We start from the raw sequence: 12,537 nt of genomic DNA, 5'->3' as shown, positions 1-12,537 counted from the left end.
GCTTATCCCCTGTCCTCAACCGTATCATCGTTGCGGTAGTGGCTGGGGGCGTGGCCGGTCCAGCGCCGGAACGCCTTGCGGAAATTGCCATATTCGGTGAAGCCGATGCGCTCGGCGACCTCCGCCAGCGACAGGCGGGTATCCCGCAGGTAGCCGATCGCAAGATCACGGCGTACTTCGTCCACCAGTGTCTGGTAACTGGTTTCTTCCGCCGAGAGTCTTCGCCTCAGTGTGCGCGGGCTCATCTGAAGCTCATCGGCAACGGCTTCCATATTGGGAAAGCGGTCGGGCTTGCGCAGCAGGATCAGTTTGATGGTGTGACAGAGGTCCGCCTCGTGGGCATGATTTTGCAATGCCTGCTCACAGAGCTGCTGGCTGAGGAGCGCACTCACCGGGTTGGCATTGACCAGTGGCTTGTCCAGGTAGGCACTGTCGAAGACCAGGTGGTTCGCGGGGGCGTTGTACCGGACAGGACACTGGAAAAATTCGTCGTAGAGATGGCTGTAAGCGGGGCGGTCGTAAGTGACCTGCAGTTCCTTTACGCGGAAGGGTTCGCCGATGAGCTCCGGAAATACGGTGCAAACAGTGGCGAAAAGTTCCTCGACGACGACGGGCAGCAGTCGCCCGATCGGGCGTGGCGTCACGACCTGTATGATGCTGTCATTGCCCTCGATATAGGAATGAAGATCATAGAGGGCGGGTCCCGAGAGATAGTAGCGGTTGCCGATCTCCAGGACGGCGCGCAGGTCCGCGACGGTCATGACCGCGAATCCCAGCAGCCCCCAGCTGGCGACATGTTCGCGACGGCCAACCTCGAGGCCCAGACCCGGCTTGGGGTAAAGGTTCAGCGCGTTTTCCAGGATGCGCAGCAGCTGCTCGTAGCGTACATAGGTGGTCTGGTGGCGCAGGGCCGACGGCATCAGCGTGGTGCCTTCGAGTAACAGGTTGTCGCTGATGCCGTGCTCCTTGAGCACGTCGGCGATAATCGATACGACCTGGGTCGGCAGGCTGGCGTGTTCGACGCTTCTTTTTTGAGGCTGCATTGCCGTTGATTATAATACTTCGAGGCAGGATCGACGAAGTGTACTGCCTCGAAGTAGTTCGCTCAATAGCGGCCATCTCGGTGGCCGTCAGCGCCTGTCGCAGGCCGAGGCGACATTCAGCCACAGCTGTTGCAGACAATCCGTCATCAGCGGGTCGACCTGTACCGGATAGGACCCGTAGCCGCAGATCATCAGTTCACGGTTCAGATCGAACCAGGCGAACTGCCCATGGATACCGAGCATGGCGCACTGCCGGGCCTCCGGATGGGTGACCCAGAACTGGTTGCGGTACTGGGCGCCGGGCAGAACCTCGCCGTATTCGCTGCGGGCGAACGCCTGGCGGGATGACTCCCGTGGCGCCAGGGTATCCTCCACGAAGCCTGGCGGCACCACCTGATCGCCGGCCAGGTTGCGTCCGTTGTTGATCATCAGCGACGCCCAGCGGGCAAAGTCCTCGAGTCGCAGGCTGAACTGACCTTCCGCGATCGGTACGCCCAGATGATCGGTGTTGAACCAGCCCGGCGAAACCGCGCCGATGCGCTGGTAGATTCGCGACTCCAGCAGCGACAGCACGGACTCGCCGTAGGCTTCGCCAACGGCGATCATCAGCGCATTGGTCAGCGGCGAGGTGTAATTGAACCGGCTGCCCGGAGTGCCACGCGGACGCATCCGCAGGCTGGTCAGCCAGGCGCGGGCGCCCGCGGGCGTACGGCCTTCTGCCGCCGGGTAGTAACCGACGGCGCGGGCATAGTCGAAATAGCCGCAGTCGGGGTCGTCGTAGTGCTCGGCGTAGGGGCTGTCGAGCGCCATGTCCAGCACATGCTGCAGGCGCACTTCGGCCCATTCCGGATAGTCGCCAAGCTCGGGGATGTAGTTCGCGATGGGAGCCTCGGCGGACATGACTCCCTCGTCCATGGCGATGCCGACCAGCATCGCGACCAGCGACTTGGTCGTCGAGTGCTGTACGTGATGGTCGTCGGCGCTCATGCCATTGCGGTAGGACTCGTGGACGACTTCGCCGCGATGGAATACCAGCAGGGCGTCGTTGTACAGGCGGCGGTCAAGGAACTGCTCTGTACTAATCGCCCGGCCACCCAGGGGATCCGTGAATGCGATCTTGTCGAGCGCCAGCGGACGGGCGGCACGCTGCAGTGGAATGCTTTGCGTACCGGGTTCCAGATGGACCGTTGGCATCATCCGGTCCATGTGAAGCTGACTGTAGGCCAGGTGCGAAGGGTGGTCCCAGTTGGCGTTGCAGATTCCCAGGGATTCGTCGATAACACCGTTGACCGGTGCGTTTGTCACTGTCTTGACCATGTGAATACCATCGTAAAAATTGTAAAGCGCCAAACTTAAAATCACGGGTCGTGGATTGTTAATGGCGTAAATGTATTTATTTCTTTTTATATTTCGCTGCAAAATGGTGCATGAATGGATGTGCGTGCCTTGTTTTGTGGCGTTTTTATTTTCCTTCGCTCAAAAGTGAAAAATCACTGTTGCAACTTTCTATTCGTCTGGTAATTGGATATATCAATTACGTTGTAAGGTCTGCTGATATCAGTTTTTCTTGTGTATCGCGAAGGGCAGAATAAACAGCAGGTAGGCGACAAGTGCTACGCCGGAAACAAGGTTAATCGAAAAATATCCGCCGCCGTTGAGAAATATGCCGGCAAGCGATGGGCCTATTGCCAGGCCGGCGCCCTGAAAAGCCGGAATCAAAGCGGTAAAACGTCCGCCATGATCCATGCTGGCGACGACGCCGACCTGGAAGGCGATGCCGAAGTTCCAGCTGAAGGCGAAGATCGAGAACAGGGTGGCAAAGTAAACGGCGTTCATTTCGCCTGTGAACAGGGCGAGGGCCACCAGCTGCACCAGGATAGCGGTCAGAATCGGCCAGAAACGGCCATATCGCACGTCCATCCAGGCGGACAGTGCGGCGCCGAACAGCGATGCGAAGGCGGTGAGGGCCAGGGTATTCGCAACAGCCTGGGCGTCGAGACCACCGGCCATCCCGATGCGCTCGCCGAAGGCCCAGATAGCGCCCTGGCCGGTAAAGAACAGGGTCATCGACAGCAGTACCAGCATCAGTGCCAGGCGTGATGAGCGCTGACTTTCACCGCCTGCTGACGCGTTCCGGCTGTCCTGGCCGCGTTTCGGAAAGGCCTTGAGCAGGGGAAGCGCCGCCAGTGCCAGTGCCGCGAACAGATAGTAGAAGCTGTCGACGCCGAAATTTTCCATCAGAGAGGGCGCGACAACGAAACCCAGGCTTTGAGCCAGTACCTGGATGGTGACGAAAAGTCCCGTGTACCGGTCCGGCGCGCTGCTGCCTGCAATGATCGTGTAGGCCAGCACGATGCCGCTGCCACCGGCCAGGCCGGCTATGAAGCGCAGTCCCATCAGCGTCTGGTAGTCCGAGATACCGGCGCATAGCAGGTTGACCGCCACCAGACTCGCCATCGCGAGCATGCCGGCCAGACGCCAGTCGACCCGCTTGATCCAGCCCAGCGCCAGAACGCAGGCAACGGTGATGCCGGCCAGGTCCATTGACGCCAGGTTGCCGAGCTGGCTGTCATCGAAGCCCAGGGTGGCCAGGGCGCCGACATAGGCTGGCATCAGCAGAAAGACGAGCATGGCAACCGTGCCGAAGACGATGGCACGCCAAAGGCTCGTTGTACTCAGAGGAGGATTCTCCAGCTGTTTGGCGTCGATTGCGACGTTCATCTCCAGTGTGTTTTGCATGACCGGACTCCTGGCCCTTCGGGCCTTTTGTGATTCTTATACAGGGCTTGCGGCGCCGCAACCCACTGTGGGATTGCATGGATTCATTATTGGCACAAAGGCAAAAGGCCCGGTTATGTTCGATCGGGCCTTTAAAGGGGTTTATTTCGGACAGCGGGCCGGCACCTGTGTCCTTTGCCATCGGCTGAGAAGTATTCGTTCCTTGCTCTGCTAGCCATGTGGTGGCCGAAATTAACCCTTAGGCTGGCCACCAGGAATCTACGGAATACTTTTATGACTCGGATATAGTGATTTTGAGTTTGCCTACTTCCCATAAAAAATAACATTTCTCATAACGCTCCATATGAGACCCAATAGCAAGGCAATACAAAATGAAATATTCGATTCCTTTTAACCGCAATAAAATCAATCTGGCCGTATTGGCGGCCGCAGTCGGTTTGTTTCATCAGGCGCCGGTTCAGGCTGTCGAATTGAATTTCGGTGACGATTCCGAGTTAACCGGGAATCTTGATTTTACCCTTGGTTATGCGACCTCCTTTCGCGCAACCGATGCGGACAAGTCCGCGCTCGATCCTGCCAACAACCTGCTCGGCAGCTACGCCACGCCCAACTACCTGTCCGACGCGCGGGTGCCGGATGCGGGCGACCGTATTTCCAATGTATTCAAGGTGATTGCCGAAGCGGGGCTGCAATGGCGCAACTACGGTTTCGTCGGCTCGGTGAGCTATCAGTACGACACCGAGATCATGGATGGCGACAGCGTCGACTTCAACGGCGATGCCGCACCCTGGTCCGATGCGGCCGAGGACTATGCCGGCAACAATCTCGAGGTGCTGGATGCCTATGTCTATGGCAGTTTCGACATCGGATCCAGCCCGCTGGAGCTGCGTGCCGGCAAGCAGGTGATCAACTGGGGCGAGGGCCTGTTCTTTCTCGACGGTGTCGCGACCCAGGTACCCCTGAATATCAACAAGCTGGTGACGCCGGGAGCCGAACTCAAGGAGGCCTATATCGGCGTCGAGTCGCTCTACGGTCAGCTCGGTATCGGCGATGCCTCCTCGCTGGAGGCCTATGTCCAGACCAACTGGCGGCGCACGGAATTTCCGCCCAAGGGCACCTTCTACGGTGACGACGCCTTTTTCCGTGGTGGTGACGAGACCGATCCGCTGCTGGGCATTGCGCTGAGGGACCCCGATCAGGAACCGGACGACAGCGGCCAGTGGGGGTTGTCGGCACGCACCACCTTGGGCAACACGGAGCTGGGCCTCTACTACTCGCGTTACCACGAAACCTTCCCGTTCGTGACCGCCAACACGGCGGGTAACTCCGCATTCGGCCTGGCGCAATTCTGGCCCGAAGATATCGACATGTTCGGCGCCAGCCTGGCGACGACGCTGGGCAGCTGGTCCGTCAACGGCGAGATCGCCTATCGTCCGAACCGGCCGCTGTTCCAGTCGCTTGGTTCAGCGGACGCCTTCACCAACGCCGCCATGACCAACGCCGAAGAGCACGACACCGTCAGTGCATCGGCACACGGGATCTGGCTCGGTGGTCCGTCGGTCCTGGGCCTCGATTCCCAGGTCGTGCTGTTACAGGTCGGTGCGGACTACGTCGGCGGCGATCTCTCCAATCTGGCGCCGAACAGCTCGATCACCAAGGGCAGCGAGAGCGTCGACGATCTTGCCTATGGCGTTGCCTTCGAGTGGACCGGCACCTGGCAGGGTGTCTATCCGGGCACCGATCTCTCGCTCGATCTCTATCTGCAGCACGACATCAAGGGCAACTCGCACTTCTGGGGCAACTTCGCCGAAGACCGCACGCTGGGCGCCCTGACGGCAACAGCGGCGATCGGTACCGACCTCGAGGCCAGTGCCGGATATTCATGGGTCAGTCAGGACAACTCCCATTACGAAACGCAGGACGTCGTGAACCTGTCGGTCAACTACAAATTCTGATTCGCCCCGCGCGAAAGGTAGGTAGAAGATGAAAAAGAATAACGGACTCCGTACGGTCGCGACCGTACTTTCGATGACGCTCGCCGCCACACTGGCACAAACGGCACAGGCGGCCATCACCGAAGAAGAGGCGGCGCGCCTGGGCGCGGATCTGACCCCAGTGGGGGCCGAGCGTGCCGGTAACGCCGATGGCTCCATTCCGGAGTGGACCGGTGGTCTTACCCAGGTACCGGACGGCTGGCAGCGCGGGGAGGACCGGCCCGACTTCTTCGCCGGTGAAAAGCCCACTGTGGTCATTACCGCGGACAACATGGCCGAGCACGCCGACAGGCTCACCGAAGGCATGAAGGCCATGCTCAAGCAGTACCCGGAATTCCGTATCCCGGTCTACCCGACCCACCGTACCGCCGCCTGGCCCGAGTACGTGTACGAGAATATCCGCCAGCAGGCCACCCAGGCAAAATTCGCCGCGGACGGCGATGCGCTGGAAAACGTATGGGGCGCGGTGCCCTTCCCGATTCCGCAGAACGGCAAGGAAGTGATCCGCAACCATCAGACGCGTTTCGTCGGCACCTACCGCGAGGTGCCGAGTGCGGTCGAGAATACCCTGTACAACAACGGGCAGCGGCTGGAGTGGACCTTCTCCAACCAGGTTCACTTCACCTACTACGACCCCAATGTCTCGGCCGCGGATCGGGAGCAGGGCATGATGTGGAAGTATTCCAGCACCATGCTGTCACCGTCGCGCGATTCAGGCGAGGGTATCCTGCTGCTCGAGGGCCTGAACCCGACCGTCAATCCGCGCCAGGCCTGGACCTACGATCCCGGTGAGCGCCGCGTGCGTCGTGCGCCGAACTTCGCCTTCGATACCCCGGACCGCCCGGTCAACACCATCGACGACTACGACATGTTCAACGGCTCGCTCGAGCGCTACGACTTCAAACTGCTCGGCAAGCGTGAGATGTACGTGCCGTACAACAACAACGAGCTCAACAAGACGACCCATTCCATCGAGGAAACCTATCAGCTGCCGGTGATCAACTCGGACCTGACCCGTTACGAGCTGCACCGTGTCTGGGTGGTGGAGGCAAGCCTCAAGCCGGATGCGCGTCATATCTATTCCAAGCGCGTTTTCTATGTCGACGAGGACACCTGGACCATCCTGGCCACCGACAAGTACGACAACAACGGCAACCTGTGGCGTGTCGCCTACCACTATCCGGTCACCGCGCCGGAGGTACCGGTCACCGCCGGTGGCATCTGGGTTCACTATGATCTCAAGGTCGGCGCCTATTACTCGCTGATGGGGGTACAGGGGCAGAAGGTCGCTCAGGTCTTCGACGGTCAGCCGCCCGAATCGTCATACTACAGCTCTGCGGCAATGCGTCGCCGCGGCCGCTGACGCAGGCAAAGGCTCCGGGGTAGCGGTTCTCCGCTCTCCGGTAGCCTTCACCCGAATATCACCGCATCCGGGGCCTCGAATGCCCGGATGCCTCTCCAGTTGAATGGCAATCAAACATGAAACGCAACAGATTCACCGCGCTGCTGCTGGCCGCCGCGTGCCTGAGCGTAACGCCGCTCGTCCAGGCCGACTACCGGGATGCCATCGAACTGCCGTCGATCCACACGGAGGCGTCGAAGCGATCGCTGCTGCTGGATGTCGCCCGTGCCGGCAATCGTCTGGTAACCGTCGGGGAGCGGGGGCACGTGCTGCTGTCCGAGGACAGCGGCGCCAGCTGGATCCAGGCCGAGGTGCCGTCGCGCACGCAGCTCAATGCCCTGATCTTCGTCGACGATAAGACCGGCTGGGCCACAGGCGAGGACGGCCTGATCCTGCGTACCGATGACGGCGGGCAAAGCTGGCAGCACCAGCACGACGGTCGCGACGACGACCAGAAAGGGCCTTACCTGGATGTGCTGTTCCGCAATGCGCACGAAGGGTTCGTCGTTGGCGTCTACAACAAGATGCTGCATACCCTGGACGGCGGCGAAACCTGGAGCGACTGGTCGGAGCATGTCGATAACCTCGACGAGTGGCACCTGATGGCGATGGCGGCCACCGGTACCGAGCGGGATCGTGTCTATATCGCCTCCGAAAAGGGGCTGATCTTTCGGTCCGTCGACGGTGGCGAGCACTTCGAGGCAGTCGAAACAGGCCATTACGGCACTTTCCATGCCATAGCGGCGCGGCGTGGTGCCGATGGTCTCGATCGTATCGTGCTGGTGGGCGTCGGCGGCGTCATCTACGTCTCAGGCGACAGCGGCGAAAGCTGGACAGGCGTCGAATCCGGTACCGAACTGGGGCTGGCAGGCGTGACCTGGCTGGACGATGGCGGCGTTCTGGCGGCGGGCGCCGGTGGTGTCCTGGTGCAACTCTCGCCCGATCTGAAGCAGGCCCGGCAGCTGTACACCGAAGGCGGCGAGTCACTCAGTGCGTTGCTGCAGTTGGATTCCGACAGTGCCTTGCTGGTCGGCTTCGGCGGCCTGCATCCCTTTGCTCTCAGAGGTGCGAAATAATGATAAAAAGCCATCAAGCGGTGACGTTTTCCCGGCTGGAAAACGCCCTGTTCCGGCTACGGGCGCCGATCCTTGTGCTCAGCCTGCTGGCCACTCTGTTTCTGGCCTGGCGGGCCAGCTTTATTGAACCCGACACCCGGCTGGAACGGTTGATCCCCGGCAGCCACGCGTTCGTCGAGAATGCCCGGGACACCCTGGGCGAGATATCGGCCGGCGGCAGCACCGTGGTGCGGGTCGCGGTAAGCCGCAGGGCGGGCAGTATTTACGATTACGACTACCTGCTGCAGCTGCAGAAGATCAGCGACGAGCTGTCGCTGTTGCCCGGGGTCGATACCGGCAGTCTCAATTCGCTGTGGGCGCCGGGCATGCTGTGGTTCGCCATCACGCCGGAAGGCTTCGAAAGCGGGCCCATCATCAGCAGCGATGCCTTCGACGGCAGCCCGAAGTCGCTCGAGGCCATCCGCAACAATGTGCTGCGCGCGGAGCTTGTTGGCAGCTACGTATCCATTGACGGCCACTCATCGCTGATCGACTTCCGGGTGTTGCCGGTCAACGCCGCTACCGGGCAGGCGACCGACTACAACCTGCTGTCGCATCGGATCGACGATATCCGCAAGCGCTTCGAGAACGACGACCTGCAAATCCAGGTGATCGGCGACATCAAGAAGGTTGCCGACCTCGTCGACGGCTTCACCCAGATCGCGCTGTTCTTCCTGGTCGCATTCCTCATTACCGCGGCGCTGCTGTATTTTTATGCCCGCTGCGTGCGTGCCACCCTGGTGCCGCTGCTATGCTCGGTCGTGGCCGTGATCTGGCAGCTGGGCGCGTTGAATCTGATCGGCGCGAACCTCGGCGTCTTTTCGGTGCTGGTGCCGTTCCTGGTGTTCGCCATCGCCGTCAGCCACGGCGTGCAGATGATCAACAGCATTGCCCGCGAGGCGGCGGCCGGCGCCAGCAGCCTCGATGCCGCCCGCATCAGCTTTCATCGCCTGTACCGCCCGGGTCTGCTGGCGCTGATCAGCGACGGCATCGGTTTTGCCATGCTGTTCGTGATCGACATCGGCGCTATCAAGGACCTGGCGATGGTTGCCAGTATCGGCGTGGCGCTGGTGATCTTCACCAACCTGATCCTGCTGCCGCTGCTGATGTCCTATATCGGCGTCGGACCGGTCGGCATCAGTCGATCGCTGGTCAAGCAGCAGGCTGACAACCGGCTCTGGGACGCTGTCGCGCACTTCGCCGAGCCGCGTCCGGCGAAGCTGGTGCTGGCCGGAGCCCTGGTGCTGGCGGCGGGCGGCTTCTACATCGGTCAGGATCTGCGTATCGGCGACCTGGACCGGGGAGCCCCGGAGCTCAGAGCCGACTCGCGCTACAACCTGGACAGCAATTACATCACCGACCACTACAGCACCAGCACCGACCTGATGACGGTGTTCGCCCGGGTGCCGCAGGGCCAGTGCGACACCTACAAGACCATCGATATCGTCGATCGGCTGGGCTGGCAACTGCGCAACACGCCGGGCGTGCAGTCCGTCGATTCCGCCGCCGAAACAGCCAAGTTCAGCCGGTATATCGGCAACGAGGGCAATCCCAAACTACACGCCATTCCGCGCGACGAGCGGGTGCTGACGCGCTCGATCGAGCGTGTCGGCGGTAGTAGCGTCACGCTGGACTTCGTCGCCGAGAGCTGCCGCTACCAGGCTATCCGGCTGGAGCTGGCGGACCACCGGCAGGAAACACTGCAGGGCGTCGTCGCAGTGGTGCGGGACTTCGCCCTTGAGCACAACGATGCCGACATCGAAATTGTCCTGGGGTCCGGAAACGCGGCCTTCGAGGCGGCCACCAATGAAGTGATCGCCAAGGCGCAGTACGAGACCCTGGCCTACATCTATGCCGTGGTCGCGCTGATGTGTCTGCTGATGTTCCGTTCGCTGAAGGCGGTTGCCTGCATTCTGCTGCCACTGGCGCTGACGTCGGTGCTCTGCCAGGCGCTGATGACGCTGCTCGGTATTGGCGTCAAGGTGGCAACGTTGCCGGTGATTGCGCTGGGTGTCGGTATCGGCGTCGACTACGGCATCTACATCTACGAGCAGCTGCGTATTCACCTGGCCGAGGGGCAGCCGCTGCGCCTGGCCTATCGCAAGACGCTGCGGTCCACCGGCAGGGCCGTATCCTTTACCGGCGTGACGCTGGCGGTCGGTGTGGCCACCTGGATCATTTCGCCGATTCGCTTCCAGGCCGACATGGGCGTGCTGCTGATCTTCATGTTCCTCTGGAACATGGTGGGTGCGCTGGTACTGCTGCCGGCACTGGTGCACCTGTTCAGGGTCGGCGGAAGCACCCGTGAGCCGTCGCTTGAGCCTGTCATGCCAGGGCCGGCGGTTGAGCGCATACTGCCGAAAACGCAGCCTGGCCAGTCGCTGAATCGCTGTGCCTGAAGTCGGCGCACCTGCGCCGGCCGTTATCCTCTGAGCTTTCAAGCGAATCCGGTTCCACACAGTGGAACCGGCTTTGCTGGTGTTGCGGCGCCCGGGTGTCATGATGTTGTCAGGTTCATGACCATTCGAGGCAGAGGCAATGACAACAATAATCGATCCACAGCGTCGCAATTTTCTTCGTACCAGTGCCGGACTCGGCGCCCTGACAATGGCCGCATCCGCGCTGCCCGCCTGGGCCGCCAAGGCCGGGTCCGTCAATTCGCCCGAACAGCTGCTCGGCCTGTCCGCGCTGGAGCTGTCGGCGGCGATCAAGGCCGGCAAAGTCAGCTGCGTCGAGGTAATGCAGAGCTACCTCGATCAGATCGAGAAGTACAATCCGACCTACAACGCCATCGTCTCGCTGCGTCCGCGCGAGGAGCTGCTGGCCGAAGCGAAGCAGGCCGACGCCGAGCTCAACAAGGGCCTGTATCGCGGCTGGATGCACGGCTTTCCGCACGCGGTGAAGGATCTGGCGGCCACCCGCGGCATCGCCACCACCATGGGCTCTCCGATCCTCAAGAACTGGGTGCCCGAGCACGATGCCATCTTCGTCGAGCGCCTGCGCAGCGCCGGCGCCATCATCATCGGCAAGACCAACACCCCCGAGTTCGGGTTGGGTTCCCAGTCCTATAACACCGTCTTCGGCGTTACCCGCAACGCCTGGGACTCGAAGCTGTGTGCCGGCGGCAGCAGCGGCGGCGCCGCGGTGGCGCTGGCGGCGTCGATGGTGCCGGTGGCCGATGGCAGCGACATGATGGGCTCGCTGCGCAATCCCGCGGCCTACAACAACGTGATCGGTTTCCGCCCGACCCAGGGGCGGGTACCCTTCGGGCCGACCAGCGAGGTGTGGTACCAGCAGCTCGGCTACGAAGGTCCGATGGGGCGCAATGTACGGGATACCGCTCAGCTGCTGTCGACCATGGCCGGCTTCGATGCGCGGGTGCCGATGTCGCTGGAGTCGGATCCTGCGCAGTTCGCGGGCTCCCTCGATATCAATACCCGCGGCATGAAGGTCGCCTGGCTCGGGGATTTCAACGGCTACCTGCCGATGGAAGACGGTGTGCTGTCGCTGTGCGAATCGGCGTTCGGCCGCTTCGACGATATCGGTTGCAGCGTCGAGGCCGTGGATATGCAGTACCCGATGGACGAGCTCTGGCAGACCTGGCTGACGCTGCGTCACTTCCTTATCGCCGGTATCGCCAGCGGGCTCTACGCCAAGGAAGAGAACCGGGCACTGATGAAGCCGGAGGCGCTGTGGGAGATCGAGGGCGGTCTTGCGCTCTCGGGCGCGGACGTCTATGCGGCATCCAAGGCGCGGACCCGCTGGTATCTGGCGCTGAACAAGCTGTTCGAAACCTACGACGTGGTGGCACTGCCGTCGGCGCAGGTATTCCCGTTCGACGCCGAAACCCACTGGCCGAAGGAGGTCGCCGGCAAGTCCATGGACACCTACCACCGCTGGATGGAAGTCGTGATCCCCGGCACCCTGTCCGGCTGCCCGGTGGCCAACGTGCCGGTCGGCTTCGACGCCAAGGGCCGCCCCATGGGCATTCAGTTGATCGGCCCGGCGAAGCAGGACCTCAAGGTGCTGCAGATCGCCCATGCCTACGAACAGGCGTCGGGGCTGACCGCGAAAAAACCGACCCTCGTGTAGGAGCCGCGCCCCGCGGCGAATGATATTGGCACCGAGGTTATTCGCGACGGGGCGTCGCTCCTACGGCCGGGAATATCTCCCTGCAGGAGTCACGCCACGCGGCGAACGATATTGGCACTGAGGTTATTCACGACGGGGCGGAGCTTCTACAG

Annotated in this window: 8 protein-coding genes; 5 read left to right on the top strand and 3 right to left on the bottom strand. The window is 61.7% G+C overall.

Annotation, left to right across the window (positions count from 1 at the left end; translation table 11 throughout):
* Positions 1–2 precede the first annotated feature (2 nt).
* The 3 genes from IEX85_RS06635 to IEX85_RS06625 all read right to left on the bottom strand — a co-directional run bounded on the left by IEX85_RS06635 (position 3) and on the right by IEX85_RS06625 (position 3,782).
* Positions 3–1,043: an AraC family transcriptional regulator gene (locus tag IEX85_RS06635; protein ID WP_188859701.1), complete on the bottom strand. Its 1,041-nt coding sequence runs from the start codon at positions 1,041–1,043 to the stop codon at positions 3–5.
* A gap of 87 nt (positions 1,044–1,130) precedes the next feature.
* A complete protein-coding gene (locus tag IEX85_RS06630; protein WP_188859700.1) occupies positions 1,131–2,348 on the bottom strand; it encodes a serine hydrolase domain-containing protein in 1,218 nt (405 codons plus the stop codon).
* Between the two features lie 252 nt (positions 2,349–2,600).
* Positions 2,601–3,782, bottom strand: a complete 1,182-nt coding sequence (locus tag IEX85_RS06625; protein WP_188859698.1) for an MFS transporter — start codon at positions 3,780–3,782, stop codon at positions 2,601–2,603.
* Between the two features lie 371 nt (positions 3,783–4,153).
* Between IEX85_RS06625 and IEX85_RS06620 the strand changes: the two genes are divergently transcribed.
* The 5 genes from IEX85_RS06620 (at position 4,154) to IEX85_RS06600 (ending at position 12,385) form a co-directional block, all read left to right on the top strand.
* On the top strand, positions 4,154–5,737 hold the full coding sequence (locus tag IEX85_RS06620) for a DUF1302 domain-containing protein (protein ID WP_188859696.1): 1,584 nt from the start codon (positions 4,154–4,156) through the stop codon (positions 5,735–5,737).
* Positions 5,738–5,765: 28 nt separating this feature from the next.
* Positions 5,766–7,139 carry a DUF1329 domain-containing protein gene (locus tag IEX85_RS06615; RefSeq protein WP_188859695.1) on the top strand — a complete coding sequence of 458 codons (1,374 nt, stop codon included), beginning with the start codon at positions 5,766–5,768 and terminating at the stop codon, positions 7,137–7,139.
* Between the two features lie 116 nt (positions 7,140–7,255).
* Positions 7,256–8,254 carry a WD40/YVTN/BNR-like repeat-containing protein gene (locus tag IEX85_RS06610; protein WP_188859693.1) on the top strand — a complete coding sequence of 333 codons (999 nt, stop codon included), beginning with the start codon at positions 7,256–7,258 and terminating at the stop codon, positions 8,252–8,254.
* Complete coding sequence (locus IEX85_RS06605; RefSeq protein ID WP_188859692.1) at positions 8,254–10,692, top strand: efflux RND transporter permease subunit; 2,439 nt, start codon at positions 8,254–8,256, stop codon at positions 10,690–10,692. Before IEX85_RS06610 ends, IEX85_RS06605 begins: the two co-directional genes overlap by 1 nt.
* 139 nt (positions 10,693–10,831) lie before the next feature.
* The gene (locus tag IEX85_RS06600; protein ID WP_188859690.1) at positions 10,832–12,385 is read left to right on the top strand and encodes an amidase; all 1,554 of its coding nucleotides are present in this window, start codon (positions 10,832–10,834) and stop codon (positions 12,383–12,385) included.
* Positions 12,386–12,537: the final 152 nt, after the last annotated feature.

It is taken from the genome of Marinobacterium nitratireducens (assembly GCF_014645375.1).
Taxonomy (GTDB): domain Bacteria; phylum Pseudomonadota; class Gammaproteobacteria; order Pseudomonadales; family Balneatricaceae; genus Marinobacterium_A; species Marinobacterium_A nitratireducens.
The sequence above is the reverse complement of the archived record's forward strand: the minus strand, read 5'-3'. Positions and strand labels throughout refer to the sequence as shown.